16 protein-coding genes are annotated in these 18,284 nt (G+C 73.3%); 2 read left to right on the top strand and 14 right to left on the bottom strand.

What is annotated here, in order from left to right:
- Positions 1–91 precede the first annotated feature (91 nt).
- On the top strand, positions 92–592 hold the full coding sequence (gene bldD, locus ACZ4QV_RS15725; protein ID WP_003982726.1) for a transcriptional regulator BldD: 501 nt from the start codon (positions 92–94) through the stop codon (positions 590–592).
- A gap of 217 nt (positions 593–809) precedes the next feature.
- On the opposite strand, the gene nusB is transcribed toward bldD, so the two are convergent.
- The 14 genes from nusB to ACZ4QV_RS15655 all read right to left on the bottom strand — a co-directional run bounded on the left by nusB (position 810) and on the right by ACZ4QV_RS15655 (position 15,821).
- Entirely contained in the window at positions 810–1,244 is a 435-nt protein-coding gene (gene nusB / locus ACZ4QV_RS15720) for a transcription antitermination factor NusB (RefSeq protein WP_030024534.1), read from the bottom strand.
- Positions 1,245–1,246: 2 nt separating this feature from the next.
- A complete protein-coding gene (gene efp, locus ACZ4QV_RS15715) occupies positions 1,247–1,813 on the bottom strand; it encodes an elongation factor P (RefSeq protein ID WP_361156067.1) in 567 nt (188 codons plus the stop codon).
- A gap of 67 nt (positions 1,814–1,880) precedes the next feature.
- On the bottom strand, positions 1,881–2,987 hold the full coding sequence (locus ACZ4QV_RS15710) for an aminopeptidase P family protein (RefSeq protein ID WP_361637615.1): 1,107 nt from the start codon (positions 2,985–2,987) through the stop codon (positions 1,881–1,883).
- A 1,324-nt stretch (positions 2,988–4,311) separates the two neighbouring features.
- On the bottom strand, positions 4,312–5,169 hold the full coding sequence (locus ACZ4QV_RS15705) for an AAA family ATPase (RefSeq protein ID WP_361637617.1): 858 nt from the start codon (positions 5,167–5,169) through the stop codon (positions 4,312–4,314).
- Positions 5,170–5,434: 265 nt separating this feature from the next.
- Complete coding sequence (gene aroQ / locus ACZ4QV_RS15700; protein ID WP_361156074.1) at positions 5,435–5,872, bottom strand: type II 3-dehydroquinate dehydratase; 438 nt, start codon at positions 5,870–5,872, stop codon at positions 5,435–5,437.
- Positions 5,869–6,960, bottom strand: coding sequence for a 3-dehydroquinate synthase (aroB, locus tag ACZ4QV_RS15695; protein WP_361156077.1), 1,092 nt, complete (start codon positions 6,958–6,960; stop codon positions 5,869–5,871). Before aroB ends, aroQ begins: the two co-directional genes overlap by 4 nt.
- Positions 6,957–7,538, bottom strand: coding sequence for a shikimate kinase (locus ACZ4QV_RS15690; RefSeq protein WP_467762975.1), 582 nt, complete (start codon positions 7,536–7,538; stop codon positions 6,957–6,959). Before ACZ4QV_RS15690 ends, aroB begins: the two co-directional genes overlap by 4 nt.
- Positions 7,535–8,719, bottom strand: a complete 1,185-nt coding sequence (aroC, locus tag ACZ4QV_RS15685) for a chorismate synthase (RefSeq protein WP_467762974.1) — start codon at positions 8,717–8,719, stop codon at positions 7,535–7,537. Before aroC ends, ACZ4QV_RS15690 begins: the two co-directional genes overlap by 4 nt.
- A 117-nt stretch (positions 8,720–8,836) precedes the next feature.
- Positions 8,837–9,676 (bottom strand): shikimate dehydrogenase, encoded by an 840-nt coding sequence (locus ACZ4QV_RS15680; RefSeq protein WP_361637620.1) that lies wholly within the window; start codon positions 9,674–9,676, stop codon positions 8,837–8,839.
- 132 nt (positions 9,677–9,808) lie between these two features.
- A complete protein-coding gene (gene mltG / locus ACZ4QV_RS15675) occupies positions 9,809–11,734 on the bottom strand; it encodes an endolytic transglycosylase MltG (RefSeq protein ID WP_361637622.1) in 1,926 nt (641 codons plus the stop codon).
- Between the two features lie 125 nt (positions 11,735–11,859).
- A complete protein-coding gene (gene ruvX, locus ACZ4QV_RS15670) occupies positions 11,860–12,324 on the bottom strand; it encodes a Holliday junction resolvase RuvX (protein WP_030023480.1) in 465 nt (154 codons plus the stop codon).
- A gap of 13 nt (positions 12,325–12,337) precedes the next feature.
- On the bottom strand, positions 12,338–15,007 hold the full coding sequence (gene alaS, locus ACZ4QV_RS15665; protein WP_361156090.1) for an alanine--tRNA ligase: 2,670 nt from the start codon (positions 15,005–15,007) through the stop codon (positions 12,338–12,340).
- Positions 15,007–15,375: a DUF6167 family protein gene (locus ACZ4QV_RS15660; protein WP_467762973.1), complete on the bottom strand. Its 369-nt coding sequence runs from the start codon at positions 15,373–15,375 to the stop codon at positions 15,007–15,009. The genes alaS and ACZ4QV_RS15660 overlap by 1 nt, the downstream gene beginning before the upstream one ends.
- Positions 15,376–15,383: 8 nt before the next feature.
- The gene (locus tag ACZ4QV_RS15655; protein WP_361156095.1) at positions 15,384–15,821 is read right to left on the bottom strand and encodes a DUF948 domain-containing protein; all 438 of its coding nucleotides are present in this window, start codon (positions 15,819–15,821) and stop codon (positions 15,384–15,386) included.
- A 168-nt stretch (positions 15,822–15,989) separates the two neighbouring features.
- Here ACZ4QV_RS15655 and ACZ4QV_RS15650 point away from each other — a divergent pair, with 168 nt between their 5' ends.
- Positions 15,990–18,269 (top strand): ATP-binding protein, encoded by a 2,280-nt coding sequence (locus ACZ4QV_RS15650; protein WP_467762972.1) that lies wholly within the window; start codon positions 15,990–15,992, stop codon positions 18,267–18,269.
- Positions 18,270–18,284 lie beyond the last annotated feature (15 nt).

The following is an 18,284-nucleotide window of genomic DNA, read 5'->3' as shown; positions in this document are numbered from 1 at the left end:
TTGACGATGCCGAATTACGCTGCGTAACCTCACAGTGAGTTACCAGCCGCGCGGCCCGCGCCGCACGTCTACACAGCGTCCGGGGAGCTTTATGTCCAGCGAATACGCCAAACAGCTCGGGGCCAAGCTCCGCGCCATCCGCACCCAGCAGGGCCTCTCTCTCCACGGTGTCGAGGAGAAGTCCCAGGGCCGCTGGAAGGCCGTCGTGGTGGGTTCGTACGAGCGCGGCGACCGTGCCGTGACCGTGCAGCGCCTGGCCGAGCTGGCCGACTTCTACGGTGTGCCGGTGCAGGAACTGCTGCCGGGCACGACCCCGGGCGGAGCGGCCGAGCCGCCGCCGAAGCTGGTCCTGGACCTGGAGCGCCTCGCCCACGTCCCCGCCGAGAAGGCCGGCCCGCTGCAGCGCTACGCCGCCACGATCCAGAGCCAGCGCGGTGACTACAACGGCAAGGTCCTCTCGATCCGCCAGGACGACCTGCGCACGCTCGCCGTGATCTACGACCAGTCGCCCTCCGTGCTGACCGAGCAGCTGATCAGCTGGGGTGTGCTGGACGCGGACGCGCGCCGCGCGGTGCAGCACGAGGACATCTGACCCCGTACGGGCGTCACCTGCCACCTGCAGAAACGTACCGCCGCTTCCGACTCCGTCGGGGCGGCGGTTTTCTGTGTCGGTACGGCGGTTCTCCGCCGGGGCGGAGAGTTTCCGTGCCGACGACGCAGGGCTGCCGCACTGGCCCCTGCGCCCCCGCCCGTGCGAAGGGCCCGGAGCGTCGATACGCTCCGGGCCCTTTCAGGGATCCACCGCCGCCTCAGCGCGCCTCGCGCCGCAGGCCGGGCTTCAGTTCCTTCAAGCGGGCCAGCAGGCCGTTGACGAAGGCCGGGGATTCGTCCGTGGAGAACTCCTTGGCCAGCTGCACCGCTTCGTCGATCGCCACGGCGTCCGGGATCTCGTCCTCCCAGATCAGTTCGTACGCACCGAGCCGCAGGACGTTCCGGTCGACCACCGGCATCCGGTCGAGCGGCCAGTCGACGGAGTAGTCGGAGATCAGATCGTCGATCCGCTCGATGTGCTCGGCGTACCCCTCCACCAGTTGCAGGGTGTACTCGTTGACCGGCGGCTGCCGCGAATCGGTCCGGGCGTGCCGCATCCAGTCCGCCAGCACGGTCTGCACGTCGGCACCGCGCTGGTCGGCCTCGAAGAGAATCTGGAAGGCGCGCTTACGGGCCTTGTTACGGGCGGCCACGGTTAGCTGTTCACCCGGCCGAGGTACTCGCCGGAGCGGGTGTCGACCTTGATCTTCTCACCGGTCGTGATGAAGAGCGGCACCTGGATCTGGTAGCCGGTCTCCAGGGTGGCGGGCTTGGTGCCACCGGTGGAACGGTCGCCCTGGACGCCCGGCTCGGTCTCCTGGATGACCAGCTCGACGGCGGCCGGCAGCTCGACGTAGAGCACCTGGCCGTCGTGCTGGGCCACCACGGCCTCGAAGCCTTCGAGCAGGTAGTTGGCGGCGTCACCGACGGTCTTGCGGTCGATGTGCAGCTGGTCGTAGGTGTCCATGTCCATGAAGACGAAGTACTCGCCGTCCATGTACGAGAACTGCATGCCGCGCTTGTCGACGTTGGCCGTCTCGACCTTCACACCGGCGTTGAAGGTCTTGTCCACCACCTTGCCGGACAGCACGTTCTTGAGCTTGGTGCGGACGAAGGCCGGGCCCTTGCCGGGCTTGACGTGCTGGAACTCGACGACGGACCAGAGCTGGCCGCCTTCGAGCTTGAGCACCAGGCCGTTCTTGAGGTCGTTCGTGGAAGCCACGGTTGCGGAATCTCCTGGACTGCGGGTGGTGGGACCCCGGGCAGTCGCGCGTCGAACCGGGTCCGGCTCAGAGCGCGAGCAGCTCCTTGGTCGTGATCGTGAGTAGCTCGGGTCCGCCGTCCGCCTCGGGGCGGACGACGAGTGTGTCGTCGATCCGGACGCCGCCGCGGCCCGGGATGTGAACCCCTGGATCGACGGTGACCGGCACGCAAGCGTCCAGTTTACCCATGGCCGCAGGTGACAGCCGAGGGTCCTCGTCGATTTCGAGTCCCACGCCGTGTCCGGTACCCGGTCGCAGGCGCTCGCCGTGGCCCGCGCCGACCAGTACCTGACGTGCCGCCCGGTCCACCTCGCGGCACTCCACCCCCGGCGCCAGTGCCTCCCGGCCGGCCCGCTGGGCTGCGAAAACAAGGTCGTACAGCTCGATCTGCCAGTCCGCCGGCGTGGTGCCGATGACGAAGGTACGGCCGATCTCGCAGCGGTAACCGCGGTAGTTCGCGCCCAGGTTGACGCTCAGGAAGTCACCTTCCTCGACCCGGCGGTCGGTGGGCAGATGTCCGGGACATCCCGAATGCGGGCCCGTGGCGACCGAGGTGGCGAAGGCAGGGCCGTCCGCGCCGTGGTCGACCAGGCGGCGCTCCAGTTCCAGGGCGAGGTGCCGCTCCGTACGGCCCACCAGGATCGACTCCAGCAACTCGCCGAGCGCCTGGTCGGTGATCTCGGCGGCGATCCGCAGGCAGGAGATCTCCTCGTCGTCCTTGACGACCCGCTGCGCCTCGACGGCGCGGGCGAGGTCGGCGAGCCGCAGCCGGGGCGCCACCTGGGCCAGCGCGCGGTGCCGGGCGACCGTGAGGTGGTGCTCCTCGACCGCCAGCGAGCCCGCCCCGGCCCGCACGGCCTGATCGGCGGCGGCCACCACCGGGTCGCCGTCCCGGGTGGGCAGCTCGGAGACCCGCAGCTCCTCGGCGGGCCGCCCCTCCGAGGGATCGCCGCTGAGCGGCCCCTCGGTCAGCAGGAGGTCGTCGGCGGGGCCGAGCAGCAGCGCCGCGCCGGGCGGCGCGCAGCCGGCGAGGTAGCGGACGTTGGCGGGACGCGAGATCAGCGCCGCGGCGCTGCCGGCGGCGGCGCAGCGGTCGCGCAGCCGCGTACGCCGGGCCGAGTAGAGCTCGGACATGCACCGAGCGTACGGGCCCCGGTCCGGGGCGGCCGGTCGGGCGGGTCCGGCCGGGGGACCGGGGGGGGTGGGTTCGTCGGGGGGCTGTGAGGCGGGTTCGTCAGGGGGGTGCGGGACCGTCCGGAAGCCGTGCGGCGGGTCCGCTGGCGGTACGCGCGGCGGGTGCCGACGGGCACGGCGGGGCCTGACCGGGGAGACGCGCAGCGGGTACGAACGAGCACGGCGAGCCTGACCGGGGGCTGCCCGGCGGGGTCCGGCCGGGGGGCGCGCGGCGGGAATCGGGGGGGCGGGGGAATCGGGGGGGGACGCGCGACGGGTCCGGCCGGGCGGACGGGCAGGGACGGGCGGACGGGCGGGTCCGGCCGGAGGACCGGGGGGGGCGTCGGGGGGCTGTGGGGCGGGTTCGTCCGGGGGCGCGGGACCGTCCGGGGAGCCGTGCGGCAGGTCTGCTGGGGGTACGCGCGGCGGGTGCGGACGAGCACGGCGAGCCCGGCCGGGGGCTGCCCGACGGGTGCGGCCGGGGGCGCGCGGCGGGAATCGGGGGGGCGGGGGAATCGGGGGGGGGACGCGCGACGGGTCCAGCCGGGCGGACGCGCAGGGACGGGCGGACGGTGCTGGGCGCGCGGGCCTGGCGGGGCGGACTCGACTCGGCGGGCAGGCAGGGTCGGGCGGACGACGCCGGGCAGGCTCAGCCTGATGCGCCAGGCCGGGCGCGCGGACTGGATCGGACGAGTCCCGCCGGGCCCGGCGAGCGGGCAGGGACTGGCAGACGGCGCCGGGCGGTCAGAGTCGGACGGACGGCACCGGGCAGGCTCAGCCTGATGGGCCTGGCCGAGCGCACGGGCTGGACCGGACGAGTCGGGCCGGGCTGGCGTGCCGGGCGGGCTCGGCCAGGCGAGCAGGCAGGCTCGGGCGGGCGGCGCCGGGCGGGCTCAGCCGGGCGGGCCTGGCCGGGCGGTCAGAGCCGGACGGACGGCACCGGGCAGGCTCGGCCTGATGCGCCAGGCCGGGCGCGCGGACTGGATCGGACGAGTCCCGCCGGGCCGGGCAGGCTCGGCCCAGCGGGCAACCAGCGGTCGGGCAGACGACGCCGGGTGGGCCTGGCCGGGTGGTCAGAGCCGGGCATACGGCGCCGCCCACACGGGCCTGGCCGGGCAAGCTGGGCCGGACGGGCCAGGCCGGGCGGGCGGAATCGGCCGGGCGGGCAGGTGGCCCTACGGGGCGAATCGAACATGATCGTCCCCCCGACGGGGGAATACCCGGAGGGGGTGGCGGGAACCCCGGGAGCCCTGGGAAGCCCGTGGCCCCTGCGTCTTCGTGCCCGCTACCAGCTCGGCGGGCTGGCGATGCTGCGGGCGACCACGTCGTCCAGGAGGCGGGCCGTGGTGGGCACGTCGTGCGCGGAGTTGTCGATGATGGGCAGGCCGGAGCCGTACCACCCCGCCATCCGGCCGTGGATGCGGGCGACCTCCTCGTCGGAGAGGCGCCGGTTGCCCGTGCGGCGGGCGTTGCGCTCCAGGACGATCTCCAGGCCCGGCAGCAGCACGATCGGCAGCAGACCGGGACCCACGTGGCGCTTCCAGCCGCCGAGGCCGATGACCGGGCGGTCCGGGAAGACGGCGTCGTCGAGGATGCAGGAGATGCCGTTGGCGAGGAAGTTGCGGGCCGCGAAGCCGCAGGTGCGGCGGGCCAGGCGGTACTGCGCCTCGGAGTGGTCGTTCCAGCCCGACCGGGGGTCGGCGAAGCCGGACCGCACCCATTCGCGGACGTCGTCGAGGCTGATGTGCGCGGTGGGCACCCGGCGGGTGTCGGCCCAGTGCCGGGCGACGCTGGTCTTGCCGGCGCCGGCCGGGCCGATGAGCAGCACGGCCACGGCGGCGTGCGCGGCGTCCGGCGCGGAGGCGCCGGCGGGCGGGCTGGGCAGCGCCACGGGGGCGCCGGGCGGGAGCTGGATGTGCCCGGTGGCCTCGGCGGGCGGCGGCGCGGTCGGTGCGCCGTGCGGCGGGGCGCCGTGCGGCGGGGGCGCGGGCCAGCCGGGCGCGGGCGGCGCGGCCTGCGGCTGTTGCTGGTGCTGGTGCGGCGGTATGGGGTGGCCCGGGCCGGGATGCGGGGTCATCGCGGCCCCGTGGCCCGGCACGGGCCCGTGAGGCGGTGGCAGCGGAGTCCCCCCTGCGTGCTGCATCCGGTGGCTCTCCGTCTCGTGCGGTCGAATCTTCGCGGGCCACCCGGGGGATGCGCAGTGTCCGCGGTACGGGCGGGAGTTCCGTCCGTACGGTGCTCGCGTGTCCGGCGCGCCGGGCGTCCGGCCCGGGTGGGCCGAGGTGGTTGTCCGGCGAACGGTACCCGCAGAACACGGCCGCAGTCCTCCCCCGGCGGGGGCAGCCGGTGCCTCCGGCCGTCGGCTCTGCGACGGCCGGAGGCGGCGCGGTGGGCGGGGCGGGCCGCGCTCAGCCGGTGAGTTCGGCGGCCAGTGCGCGCAGCGCGAGTTCGTAGGAGCCGATGCCGAAGCCGGCGATCGTACCGCTGGCCACGGCCGCGATCACCGAGGTGTGGCGGAACTCCTCGCGGGCGTACGGGTTGGAGATGTGCACCTCGACGAGGGGCGCCGTGCGCTGGGCGGCGGCGTCCCGCATGGCGTACGAGTAGTGCGTGAACGCGCCGGGGTTGAGGACGACCGGAACCGATCCGTCCGCCGCCTCGTGCAGCCAGCGGACCAGCTCACCCTCGTCGTTGGTCTCCCGGACCTCCGCCTCGAAGCCCAGCTCCTTGCCGAGCGCGGTGCACCGCTCGACCAGCCCGGCGTAGGAGGTGGCCCCGTACACGTCGGGCTCGCGGGAGCCCAGCCGGCCGAGGTTGGGCCCGTTGAGGACCAGGACGCGCCTCACGCGGCGATCTCCGCGTGTGCGGCGAGCAGCATGGCCGGGTCGGGGCCCTCCAGGACGGTGGGCTTGGCCAGGCCGTCCAGGACGATGAAGCGCAGCCGGTCGCCGCGCGTCTTCTTGTCGACCTTCATCGTCTCCAGCAGCTTGGGCCACTGGTCGCCGCGGTAGGTCAGCGGCAGGCCGACCGAGCCCAGTACGGCGCGGTGCCGGTCGGCGGTCGCGTCGTCCAGCCGGCCGGCGATCCGGCCCAGCTCGGCGGCGAAGACCATGCCGACGGAGACGGCGGCGCCGTGCCGCCAGTTGTAGCGCTCGTTCTTCTCGATGGCGTGCGCCAGGGTGTGCCCGTAGTTGAGGATCTCACGCAGGCCGGACTCCTTGAGGTCCGAGGAGACCACCTCGGCCTTGACCCGGATGGCGCGCTCGATCAGCTCGGCGGTGTGCGGGCCGTCGGGGCGCTTGGCGCCCTCGGGGTCGGACTCGATCAGCTCCAGGATCGCCGGGTCGGCGATGAAGCCCGCCTTGATGACCTCGGCGAGCCCGGACACGTAGTCGTGGACCGGGAGGGAGTCGAGCGCGGCCAGGTCGCACAGCACACCGGCCGGCGGGTGGAAGGCGCCGACCAGGTTCTTGCCCTCGGCGGTGTTGATGCCGGTCTTGCCGCCGACCGCGGCGTCCACCATGCCGAGCACGGTGGTCGGTACGGCGATCCAGCGCACCCCGCGCAGCCACGTCGCGGCGACGAAGCCCGCGACGTCGGTGGTGGCGCCGCCGCCGACGCCCACGATCACGTCGGTGCGGGTGAAGCCGGTCTGGCCGAGCGCCTTCCAGCAGTACGCGGCGACCTCGGCGGTCTTGGCCTCCTCGGCGTTGGGCAACTGGACGGCGATGGCCTCGTAGCCCTGGCCCGCCAGGTCCTCGCGCAGCGCCTCGCCGGTGGCGGCCAGCGCCTCCGGGTGCAGGACGGCGACGCGCTTGGCCTTCTTGCCGATCAGGCCCGCCAGCTCGCCCAGGAGCTGCCGGCCGACCAGGACCTCGTACGGGTCGGTGCCCGCGGTGCCGCCGACCTGGATACGGGTGGCCTGCTCCGTCACGGGTGTTCCTTCCTCCCGGGCGTGCCGGGGGCCGCGGCGTCCGCCGCCGGCGCCCCGGCCTCCGGTGATGTGTGTAGCTGCAATGCGTCCAGTACGGCCGCGGCGACCTCTTCGGGCGTCCGGCTGTCCGTGGCGACCACGGCGCACGCGACCTCCGTGTACAGCGGGCGGCGCGCCTCCATCAGCTCGCGCCACCGCTGCCGCGGGTTGACGGCGAGCAGCGGGCGCGGCGCGTCCAGCCCCACACGCCGTACGGCGTCGGCCAGTTGGACGTCCAGGAAGACGACCGGCAGGCCGGTGAGCAGGGCACGGGTGCCCTCGTCCATGATCGCGCCACCGCCGAGCGAGAGCACGCCGGGGTGGCTCTCGACCGCGGCGCGTACGGCCTGCCGTTCCAGCTCGCGGAAGTGCGGCTCGCCGTGGTCGATGAAGATGTCCGGGATGGGCTTGCCCGCGCCCGCCTCGATGTCCGCGTCGGTGTCGCGGTACCCGGCGCCGAGCCGCTCGGCCAGCAGGGCCCCGACGGTGGACTTCCCCGCGCCCGGGGGGCCCACCAGCACCACCAGCGGCGGCGTCACTTGATCGCCAGGCCGTCGAGGAAGGACCGCACGTTGCGGCGGGTCTCCGGCACGCTGTCGCCGCCGAACTTCTCCGCCACCGCGTCCGCCAGCACCAGCGCGACCATCGCCTCGGCGACGATGCCGGCCGCGGGGACCGCGCACACGTCGGAGCGCTGGTGGTGCGCCTGCGTGGCCTCGCCGGTGGCGACGTCGACGGTGGCCAGGGCGCGCGGGACGGTCGCGATGGGCTTCATCGCGGCCCGTACGCGCAGCAGCTCGCCGGTGGTCAGGCCGCCCTCGGTGCCGCCGGAGCGGCCGGTCGTACGGCGGATGCCCTCGTCGGTGGAGACGATCTCGTCGTGCGCCTTGGAGCCGGGCACCCGGGCCAGGTCGAAGCCGTCGCCGACCTCGACGCCCTTGATGGCCTGGATGCCCATGAGGGCACCGGCCAGCCGCGCGTCCAGCCGCCGGTCCCAGTGGACGTGCGAGCCGAGGCCCACGGGCACGCCGTACGCCAGCACCTCGATGACGCCGCCGAGGGTGTCGCCGTCCTTGTGGGCCTGGTCGATCTCGGCGACCATCGCCGCGCTCGCCTCCGGGTCCAGGCAGCGCACCGGGTCGGCGTCCAGCCGCTCCACGTCCGAGGGCGCGGGGACCACGCCGTACGGGGCCTTGGCGGCGGCCAGCTCGACCACGTGCGAGACGATCTCGATGCCGGCCGTCTCCTTGAGGAAGGAGCGGGCGACCGTGCCGAGCGCGACGCGGGCCGCGGTCTCGCGGGCGGAGGCGCGCTCCAGGATCGGGCGGGCCTCGTCGAAACCGTACTTCTGCATGCCGGCGAGGTCGGCGTGGCCGGGGCGGGGCCGGGTCAGCGGGGCGTTACGGGCCAGCTCGGCCAGCTCCGCCTCGTCGACCGGATCGGCCGCCATGACCTTCTCCCACTTGGGCCACTCGGTGTTCCCGACCATGATCGCGACGGGCGAGCCGAGGGTGCGGCCGTGCCGGACACCGCCGAGGAAGGTGACCTCGTCGCGCTCGAACTTCATGCGGGCACCGCGGCCATAGCCGAGCCGGCGACGGGCCAGGGCGTCCGCCACCATGTCCGTGGTGATCGGGACGCCGGCCGGGAGGCCCTCCAGCGTCGCCACGAGTGCGGGGCCGTGCGACTCCCCCGCCGTCAGCCAGCGCAACCTGCTCAACGATGCTCCTCATGTCCTGCTACTGCGCGAACAGTCTTCCCCTGATCCTCCCACGTCCGCGCCGGTGGACCGCCGCCCGTCCAGGAACCGGACCACCGGCCGGACAGGCCGGACGGGTCACCGCCCCGCGAGCGCCGCCTCCCCCGCCGCGCGCATCGCTTCCAGGGGTGCCGGGTACCGCCCCGTCATCTGCTCCACCTGGAGTACGGCCTGGTGGACGAGGAGGTCCAGGCCGCCCACGACCGCCCCGCCGCGCGCGCCCCACGCGGTGGCGAGGGTGGTCGGCCAGGGCTCGTACAGGACGTCGAAGAGGGTGCCGGGCTGTTCGGGCACGTCGGCGGCGAGCGCGTCGGTGGTACCGGCCGGGGTGGTGGCGATCACCAGCGGCGCCTCGAAGGCGGCGGCGGCCTGCGACCAGTCGGCCGTACGGACGGCGACGCCCAGCCGCTCGCCCCAGCCGCGCATCTCCGCGGCGCGCGCCTCGCTGCGCACGTAGGCGGTCACCTCGCCCGCGCAGATACGGGACAGCGCCGCGAGCGCGGAGGAGGCGGTGGCACCGGCGCCCAGGACGGCGGCCTGTTCGACCTGCTGCACGCCGCGTTCACGCAGGGCGGCCAGCATGCCCGGGATGTCGGTGTTGTCGCCCATGCGCCGCCCGTCCTCGGTGAAGACGACGGTGTTCACGGCCTCCACGGAGGCGGCGGTGTCGCTGATCCCGTCCAGCAGCGGGATCACCGCGCGCTTGAGCGGCATGGTCAGGGAGAGGCCCGCCCAGACGCCGTCCAGCCCGGCCATGAAGCCGGGCAACGCGGCCTCGCCGACCTCGTGCCGGCCGTACTCCCAGCCGGTCAGGCCCAGTTCGGTGTAGGCGGCCCGGTGCAGGACCGGGGAGAGGGAATGGGCGATCGGCGACCCGAGGACCGCCGCACGGTGACGGCCCTGGACTTCACTGGACATGCTGCTCCTCAGCTCGGACCCGCGAAACGATAGACGAACCGCGCGCGGGGGCCGAGGCACCCCCTGACCTGAGGCCCCCGGCCGCTCCCGGCCGCCCGCCGTGCGCGGCGGCCGGGAGCCGGGAGCCGGGTCCTACGACGTGCGCTTGCGCTGGTTGAACTCCTGGACCAGCTTCTCGTGGTCCTTGAGGTTGGTCGTGAAGTCCGTCTTCTTGCCGTCGATCGAGATGAAGAACAGCCACTTCGCGCTGTCGTCCGGGTCGACCGACGCCTTCAGCGCATCCGCTCCCGGATTGCCGATCGGGCCGGGCGGCAGGCCCTTGTAGAAGTACGTGTTGTACGGATCGTCGTAGTTGCGGATCTCCCGCGTACTGATGTCGATCTTGCTCTGGTTCTTCAGGTAGTTGTACGTGGAGTCGAATTCGAGCTTCTGGTTGGTGATCGTGTTGCTGGTCGCCAGCCGGTTGTAGACGACCGCGGCCATCTTCCGGAAGTCGTCGTGGGTGATGCCCTCGGCCTGGGTGAGACTGGCGACCGTGATCAGGTCCAGCGGCGACTTGAGGTCCAGCTTCCTGGCGTTCTCCTCCAGGTCGTACTTGGCGTACTCCCGGTTGGCCCGCGCCACCATCTCCTTGAGGACGTCCTCCGGCTTCGCCTTGCCGCTGACGCTGTAGGTGGACGGGTAGAGGAACCCTTCCAGCGGATCCTTGATCTTCGGATTGCTGTTCGCCCAGGAGGGCAGCCCGAGGTTCTTGACCTGCGAGGCGGCGACGTCCTTGGTCGTGCCGGACTTCAGGTGCAGCTTCTTGTCGATCAGGTCGTAGACGGCACCGTTGCGCAGGCCCTCGCGGACGGTCAGGCCGTTGCGGCTCTTGGGGTCGAGCATGAGCTGCACCGCGGACGCCGCGGACATCTGCTTGCGCAGCGAGTAGGCGCCGGCCTGGAGCTGCTTGTCGCTCGCCGCCTCCGTGAAGGCGTCCGCGCTCTTGACGACGCCCGCCTGCTTGAGGAGCAGGCCCATCTTCAGGAGGGAGGCGCCGGACGGGATCTCGACCTGCACGTCCCCGCTGCCCTCGCCCTCGAAGTCGGGGGCCGGGCCGAAGTGGCTCTGCCAGAAGTCGTAGCCGAAGTAGGCGACACCGCCGCCGCCGACGACGAAGACACCGGCGACGATCAGGCAGGCCATCCGGCTGCGCTGTTTGCCCTTGCGGCCGCGGCGCTCGCGGCCGGCGCGGCGTTCCTCGCGCGGGTCGGTGTCGGCGTCGTCGTAACCGTCGTCGCCGTCCCGGTCGCCCCGGTCGTCCTGGAAGAAGGAGTGCGCCGGGTCGCGTACCTGCTCGTCCTGCTCCGGACCCGGACCGGCCCGGAAGTCGTCGCCGGGCGGGGACGGGTGCGGCGGCTGGCGCAGGTGCTCCGGCCGTACGGCCTCGAACTGGGCGGTCTGGGCGACCTGGTCTCCCTGTTCGCCCTGCCCCTGCGGTCCGTGGGAGCCGGGCTGGCCGTGCGGTCCCGACTGCCCGTGAGGACCGGGCTGGCCGTGCGGTCCCGACTGTCCGGCCTGGCCGTGCGGTCCGGGCTGCCCGGCCTGCTGCTGCCGGAGGTGCTGGGGCTGCGGCGGCGGGTAGGCGTCCTGCGTCCCGTAGTAGTCGGGGCTCTGGCCGCTGTACGGGTCGACCGGCGGGTGCTGCCCGTACGGGTCGTACGGGGCGCCGCCCTGGGACGCGTCCCAGCCGCCGCCGTACTGCTGCTGGACCGGAGGGTACGGGCCGGACAACTCGTCCCACTGCCGGTCCTGCGGCTGCTGCCCGTAGGGCTGCGGCTGACCGCCATGGCCGCCGTGCTGCTGGCCACCATGCTGCTGACCGCCGTGACCGCCGTGCTGCTGGCCCCCCTGCTGCTGCCCGCCGTAAGCGTTCTGCTGCTGCGGGCCGCCGTACTGCTCCCCGTAGGGACCTTGCTGAGGTTGTTGCGGCTGGCCCCCGTAACGACCCTGGTCTCCGTAGAGAGGGTCGTCCGGATGCCACGGTTCGGAGCCGTAGCCCCGGCCATACTCAGTCATCGATCCCCTAGAGCCGCGAGGCGGTGCGCTCCTGGGTGGCAGCGCCTGCGGTAGCGACCGCCTCTTTCTGCACGTGCGGTTGTTCGATCCGCCGCCACGTCGCGCGGAACGTTACCGTACCGCGATCAGATGACCACTTCGACGCTCTCTCCGGGTGGCTGACCAGACACCCGTTCGGTCTCCAGCGCGCTCTGCAGAATCACCACGGCAGCGGCCTGATCCACCACCGAACGGCCCTTCTTGCTCCGCACCCCCGACGCCCGCAGCCCCTGCGTGGCTGTGACGGTTGTCATGCGCTCATCGACGAGACGTACCGCCACCGGAGCGATCCCGCGCGCCATCTCCTGCGCGAAGGCCCGCACCTTGGCCGCGGCCGGCCCCTCTCCCCCGTTCAGGGAGCGGGGCAGGCCGACGACGACCTCGATGGGCTCGTACTCCTCGACGATCGCCTTGAGCCGCCGGTGCGCCGCCGGGACGTCCCGGCCCGGCACCGTCTCCACGGGGGTCGCGAGGACCCCGTCGGGGTCGCACGAGGCGACTCCGATCCGGGCGTCACCGACGTCGATGGCGAGGCGCCTGCCGCGCCGCATCTCACTCACGTGCTCAGGCCGCCTCGGCCACGAGGCGCTCGACGGCCTCGACGGCCTCGGGCACCGCGGCGGCGTTCTGGCCGCCGCCCTGGGCGACGTCCGGCTTGCCGCCGCCACCGCCACCGAGCGTCTTGGCAGCCGTACGGACCAGGTCACCGGCCTTGATGCCGCGCTCGCGGGCGGCCTCGTTGGTGGCGATGACGGTCAGCGGGCGGCCGTTGGCCACGGTGAACAGGGCGACCACGGCCGGGCGGTCGCCCGGGATGCGACCCCGCACGTCCAGCACCAGCTTGCGCAGGTCGTCGGCGGAGGTGCCGTCGGCGACCTGGGCGGCGGCCAGCGCGACGCCCCGTACGTCCTTGGCGTCCCGCGCCAGCCCGGCGGCGGCCTGGAGGACCTTCTCGGCGCGGTAGCGCTCGATCTCCTTCTCGGCCTCCCGGAGCTTGGCCAGCATCCCGGAGACCTTCTCGGGCAGCTCCTCGGGACGGCCCTTGACCAGCTCGGTCAGCTGCGAGACGACGGTGTGCTCGCGGGCCAGGAAGTGGTACGCGTCGGCGCCGACCAGGGCCTCCACACGGCGCACGCCGGAGCCGATGGAGGACTCGCCGAGCAGCTTGACCAGGCCCAGCTGGGCGGTGTTGGCGACGTGCGTGCCGCCGCACAGCTCCTTGGAGAAGTCGCCGATGGTCACCACGCGCACCTGGTCGCCGTACTTCTCGCCGAACTCGGCGATGGCGCCCTGCTTCTTGGCGTCCTCCATGCTCATGACCTCGGCCTGGACGTCCAGCTCGCGGGAGAGCACCTCGTTGATCCGCTGCTCGACGTCGGTCAGGACCGTGCCGGGCACGGCGGCCGGCGAGCCGAAGTCGAAGCGGAAGCGGCCCGGGGAGTTCTCCGAACCGGCCTGGGCGGCGGTCGGGCCGAGCGCGTCGCGCAGCGCCTGGTGGGTGAGGTGGGTGGCGCTGTGGGCACGGGCGATGGCCCGGCGGCGCTTGACGTCGATGGTGGCGTACGCGGCCGAGCCGACCACGACCTCGCCGACCTGGACGACGCCCTTGTGGACCGTGACGCCGGGGACCGGCCGCTGCACGTCGCGGACCTCGACGACGGCGCCCGACGCCAGCCGGATGCGGCCGGTGTCGGCGAGCTGGCCGCCGCCCTCGGCGTAGAAGGGGGTACGGTCCAGGACGATCTCGACCTCGTCGCCCTCGTGGGCGGCGGGGGCGGCCGTGCCGTTGGCCAGCAGGCCCACGACGGTGGACTCGCCCTCGGTGTGCGCGTAGCCGGTGAAGACGGTGGCGCCGGCGCGGTCGGCGACCTCTCGGTAGGCGGACAGGTCGGCGTGGCCGTGCTTCTTGGCCTGGGCGTCGGCCTTGGCGCGCTCCCGCTGCTCCTTCATCAGCCGGCGGAAGCCGTTCTCGTCCACCGAAAGGCCCTGTTCGGCGGCCATTTCGAGGGTGAGGTCGATGGGGAAGCCCCAGGTGTCGTGGAGCAGGAACGCCTTGTCGCCGGAGAGCACCGTGCCGCCGCCGGCCTTGGTCTCGCTGACGGCGGTGTCCAGGATGGTGGTGCCGGCCTTGAGCGTCTTGAGGAAGGCGGCCTCCTCGGCGAGGGCGACCGTCTCGATGCGCTTGCGGTCCTCCAGCAGCTCCGGGTACTGCTGGCCCATCGTCTTGATGACGACGTCCAGCAGGTCGTGGACGACCGGGCCGGTGGCGCCGAGCAGGCGCATGTTGCGGATGGCGCGGCGCATGATGCGGCGGAGCACGTAGCCGCGGCCCTCGTTGCCGGGGGTGACGCCGTCGCCGATGAGCATGGTGGAGGTGCGCATGTGGTCGGCGACCACGCGCAGCGACACGTCGGTGTCCGGGCCGGCGCCGTAGCGCACCCCGGTCAGCTCGCCGGCCTTGTCGATCACGACCCGCAGGGTGTCGGTCTCGTACATGTTGTGGACGCCCTGGAGGATCATCGCCAGGCGTTCCAGGCCGAGGCCGGTGTCGATGTTCTGGCTGGGCAGGTCGCCGAGGATCTCGAAGTCGTCCTTCGAGGTGCCCGCGCCCCGCTCGTACTGCATGAAGACCAGGTTCCAGATCTCCACGTACCGCTCGTCGTTGACGGCCGGGCCGCCCTCGACGCCGAACTCGGGGCCGCGGTCGTAGTTGATCTCGGAGCAGGGGCCGCACGGGCCCGGGACGCCCATGGACCAGTAGTTCTCGGACTTGCCCAGGCGCTGGATGCGCTCCTTGGGCACGCCGACGACCTCGTGCCAGATGCGCTCGGCCTCGTCGTCGTCCAGGTAGACCGTGACCCAGAGCCGCTCCGGGTCCAGGCCGTAGCCGCCGTCCGCCTGCGAGCTGGTCAGCAGCTCCCAGGCGTACGTGATGGCGCCTTCCTTGAAGTAGTCGCCGAAGGAGAAGTTGCCGCACATCTGGAAGAACGTGCCGTGCCGGGTGGTCTTGCCGACCTCTTCGATGTCCGGCGTGCGCACGCACTTCTGGACACTGGTGGCGCGGTCGAAGGGCGGCTTGACCTCGCCGAGGAAGTACGGCTTGAAGGGCACCATGCCCGCGGGGACCAGCAGCAGGGTCGGGTCGTCCGCGATGAGCGACGCCGACGGCACTACGGTGTGCCCGCGCTCCTCGAAGAAGCGCAGCCAGCGGCGGCGGATTTCAGCCGACTCCATCAGTGGTCCTCATTTCCGGTCGGTCCGGTCGGGCCGGGTGTTCTCGTTCGGTGCTGCGTGAGCTGGTGTTGCGTGATCCGGTACTGCGTCGTTTCGAGTGCGGCGCGGGAGCGCGCCGGTGGCAGCTCGCGGGCGTCGCCCTGGCCCGTCAGGCCCAGCGCTTCGTGGAGCTGCCCTTCACGGTCCGCCATTCCCGTCCGGACGTCCAACGCGAATTGGCGCAGCCGCTGTCCGGTCTCGACGGCCTTGTCGGCGGCCTGGGCCGCGAGGCTGTCGGGCTGGAGCTTGCGCAGCTTGCGGTTGACCTTGGTGGTGGCCCAGACTCCGGCGGCGGCGCCGGTGGTGAACCAGAATGCGCGGCGGAACATCGCGGCGATCAGTCCTTGGAGCGACGGTTGCGGCGCCCGCCTCGGCGGGCTGCGGGCAGGGTGCGGCCGGCGACGGTGCGCTTCGGCTCGGGCGGCGGCGCGCCCTTCTTGCCGATCGCGCGGCGCACGCCGTAGCCGAACGCCGCGACCTTGACCAGCGGTCCGCCGAACGCGGAGGAGACGGTCGAGGAGAGCGCGGAGGCGTTGGCGGTGACCTCCTGGACGTCGGAGGCGATCGCGTCGACACGGGCGAGCTGGGTGTGCGCGGAGCGGACGGTCGCGGACGCGTCGGCCAGCAGCGGTACGGCCTGTTCGGACACCTCGGCGACCATCTTGGTCGTCGCCTTGAGCGTCTGCGCGAGCCTCACCAGCGCCAGGGCCAGGAAGGACACGAGGATCGCCCAGAAGACGGCCACGAGGATCCCGGCCACCTCTCCACCGGACACGTTGGCACCACTCTCCGACTGACTTGTTCTGGTCCCGTCCCGCTCGAACGGCAGAGCCCGAGCCTATCGCGCCGCGGCCGTCGGGCCGTACCGCGTTCCCCGTGCGGCGCGGGGCCCACCGGCGGGCGATTGTACGGTGCGCACACCTGCGAGTACGCTCCGTGTTCCATGCGACGCTCCCTGCGCCCCGACCCCCTTCCCCGGGTTCCCCGCCCCTTCGCCGCGCGCCTACGGGTGCCCGGGAACCTGCCCGCGGAGCTCACCCGGTTCGTCGGCCGCGACGGTGAACTCGCCGCGCTCGCCGGTCACCTGGAGTCCGCCCGGCTGGTGACGGTCACCGGGGTCGGCGGGGCCGGGAAGACCCGGCTCGCCACCCAGGCTGCCGCAATCTTGCAGGATCGCTTCTGCGACGGGGTGTGGCTGGTCGAGCTGGCCGCCCTGCGCCACGGCGGCCTGCTGGACCACGCCGTCGCCGAAGCACTGGGCCTCGCCGATCACACGGGCCGGCCGCCGCGCGCCGCGCTCCGCAACCACCTCGCCGGACGCGAGCTGCTGCTCGTCCTGGACGGGTACGAGCACCTGGTCGACGAGTGTGCCGCGCTCGCCGCCGACCTGCTGCGACGGGCGCCCGGCCTGCGCGTCCTGGCGGCGGGCCGACGCCCGCTCGGGCTGCCCGGCGAGCAGAACCTGCCGCTGCCGCCGATGGACGGCCCGGACGCGGCCGCCCTCTTCCACGACCGCGCCGCCGCCGTCGTCCCCGGCTTCCGCACCGACGCGGACGGCGAAGCCGCCGTCGCCGAGCTGTGCCGGCGGCTCGACGGCATCCCGCTCGCCCTGGAACTGGCGGCCGGGCGGCTGCGGGCCCTGTCGGTGGAACAACTGCTGCACCGGATCGACGACCGCTTCCGCCTGCTGACCGGGGGCACCCGCCCCTCTCCCCCGGCCTTCCCTGCGCCTCCGGAGCAGGGCACGCCACCGGCGCGCCACCAGACCCTGCGGACGACGATCGGCTGGAGCCACGAGCTGTGCACCCCCGCGGAACGCCTGCTGTGGGCACGGCTCTCCGTCTTCGCCGGGCAGTTCGACCTGGACGCCGCCGAGTACATCTGCTCCGGCCCCGACCTGCCCGCGGACGAACTGCTCGACGTCCTCGGTGAACTGGTGGCCCAGTCCGTGGCCGTACGGGAGGAGACCCCGGCGGGCCTGCGCTACCGGATGCTGGACACCGTGCGGGAGTACGGGGCCGGCTGGCTGGAAGCGCTGGGCGACGTCGAGCGGCTGCGCCGCAGACACCGCGACTGGTACGTGGGCCTGGCCACCTGGTGCGAGCTGGACTGGTTCAGTCCGCGGCAGGCCGAGGTCGCCGCCCGTATCGAGTGCGAGCTTCCCAACCTGCGGACCGCCCTGGAATACAGCCTCGACAGCTCAGGAGACGCGCACCTGGGCCAGTACCTGGCGGGCACCTTGTGGTTCTACTGGGTCGGCTGCGGCCGGCTCTCGGAAGGGCGGCACTGGCTCGACCGCTCCCTGGAGCTGGACAGCGAGCACGACGACGCGCGCCTCAAGGCCCTGTGGGTGGCCGGGTACGTGGCGGTGCTCCAGGGCGACGCGGTGGGTGCGATGGGCGCGCTGCGGGAGTGCGGCGAGGAGGCGGAGCGCGCGGGCAACGCCACCGCGGCCGCGTACGCCGTGCACCGCACCGGCTGCCTCGCGCTGGTCCGCGACGACATGCCGCGCGCCGAGCGGCTGCTGGGCGACGCGCTCACCCGCTACCGGGACATCGGCGAACTCAACAGCAACGTACTGATGGCGCAGGTCGAGCTGGCGATGGCGGTGGCCTTCCAGGGCGACGTCGCGGAGGCGGTGCGCCTGTGCGAGGACGTACGGCAGGTCTGCGACGACCACGGGGAGCGGTGGGCCCTGGCGTACGCGCTGTTCGTACTGGCCTACGCGGCCTGGAACCGTGGCGAGGCGGCGCGGGCGCGCGCCCTGCTGGAGGAGTGTCTCGCCATCGACCATGCCTTCCACGACCTGCTGGGCGCGGTGCTGGCCGTCGAGCTGCTGGCGCTGGTCACCCTCGGCGAAGGCGATCCGGCGGAGGCGGCGCTGCTCCAGGGGGCCGCCGGGCGGATCTGGCCCTCGGTCGGGCTGCCGCTGTTCGGCTCCCGCTACTACAACCAACCGCACCAGTTGTGCGAGGAGCAGGCGCGGGAGCTGCTCGGGGCGGAGCGGTACGAGCACTGCGTACGGGCCGGCGCCCGGCTCGACCTGGACGCCACGGTCGCCCGGATCCTGAACGGCGGCGGCAGCGACAGCGGCGACGGGAACGGGGACACCCGGCCGGACGGCGCCGTGCCGCGCCCGCGGCCCACGGCACCGGGGCCGCGCCCGGAAAACAGCGAACCCGCCGCCTCCCCCACCGCGAGCGGCGGGGAGACGACGGGCTGAGCACGCGGCTGTCCG

It is taken from the genome of Streptomyces sp. NPDC026394 (genome assembly GCF_055567735.1).
Note: the sequence above shows the minus strand (reverse complement) of the source record. Positions and strands in the feature narration are given on the sequence as shown.